Source organism: Nostoc sp. CCY 9925, from assembly GCF_963920935.1.
Classification (GTDB): Bacteria; Cyanobacteriota; Cyanobacteriia; order Cyanobacteriales; family Nostocaceae; genus Nostoc.
In genome coordinates, this window is record NZ_CAWUDO010000279.1 from 1 (window position 1) to 1,168 (window position 1,168).

Genomic DNA, 1,168 nt, shown 5'->3' on the forward strand with positions numbered 1-1,168 from the left:
CGGGAGCATCCCAGTTTTTTGCAAAGAAGGCGAAAATCAGTCAGGATAAGTAGGACGAGTGTATTTACTTACCGATGACCCCAGAACAAAAGCAAGCTCTTCAAGAACATATTCAGGCGATCGCTAAAATATTGTATGAAGATACGTCAGCAGAAAGACTAACAAACCTTGCAGGAATTGAAGAGGCAGTGCGAAGTCAAATGCAGAAGCATGTCATGCCAGAAGTAGGGGTTTTTTTATCGAAACGGTTACAGGCACAAGCGCAGGATATCAACGACGACTGAAAAGTATTTTGGGAGAATTGCCAATAACAAGCAAGCAGGCGCAGCAATTAGAAGTCCCGAACAGTAATCAATTGAGTCCGTATCTGGAAATTTGCTGTCTACGTGTGAGTGCCAATGTCAGCTATGAAGATGCAGCATCAGATATTGAGTATTTCACAGGCGTGCAAGTTTCCCGCAGTAGTCAGCAACGATTGGTACATCGCCAGAACTTTGAATTGCCGACACTAGAAGAGACGATTGAAGAATTAAGCGTTGATGGTGGGAACATTCGTGTCCGCACCCCTGACGGAGAAGTATGTGCATGGCTGGGCTATAAAGGGATTAGCTTACATCATCTAGGAACTGTGGGAACGTCCTTTCAAGATAATCAGGTTGTCATTGATTGGGTGAATGACCAAACACTGGCTAGCACAGTCACTTGTATTGGTGATGGACATGACGGCATTTGGAACATCATTGACCAACTAGCGCCTAACGTACAACGCCGAGAAGTGCTTGATTGGTTCCATCTCATGGAAAACCTCCACAAAGTCGGGGGTTCGCTCAAACGTCTTAAGAAAGCACAAGCTTTACTTTGGAAAGGTCAAGTAGAGGCAGCTAAAGGCTTATTTACTGATTGCAAAGGTAAACAAGCACAAAACTTTTGTCATTATCTCGATAAACATCGCCAGCGCATTATCAATTACGAATACCATCAAGCTGAGGAAATTTGTTCAATTGGTTCTGGGTCGGTTGAATCTGCCGTTAAACAAGTTGACCGTCGAACTAAGATTTCTGGAGCGCAATGGAAGCGCGAAAATGTGCCTCAAGTCCTTGCTCATCGTTGTGCCTACCTCAATGGATTATTATCGGTTTGAGCTACTTCAAAAAATGAGATGCTCCCG

At 44.1% G+C, this 1,168-nt stretch carries 1 protein-coding gene; it reads left to right on the top strand.

All coding sequences use genetic code 11. From position 1 onward, the window contains the following. The first annotated feature begins 74 nt into the window (after positions 1-74). A protein-coding gene (locus ACM0OY_RS40385) for an ISKra4 family transposase (protein WP_414574297.1) occupies positions 75-1,141 on the top strand; the annotation gives its coding sequence in 2 pieces (ribosomal slippage) (positions 75-231 and positions 231-1,141; 1,068 coding nt in all). The last annotated feature ends 27 nt before the right edge of the window (positions 1,142-1,168 follow it).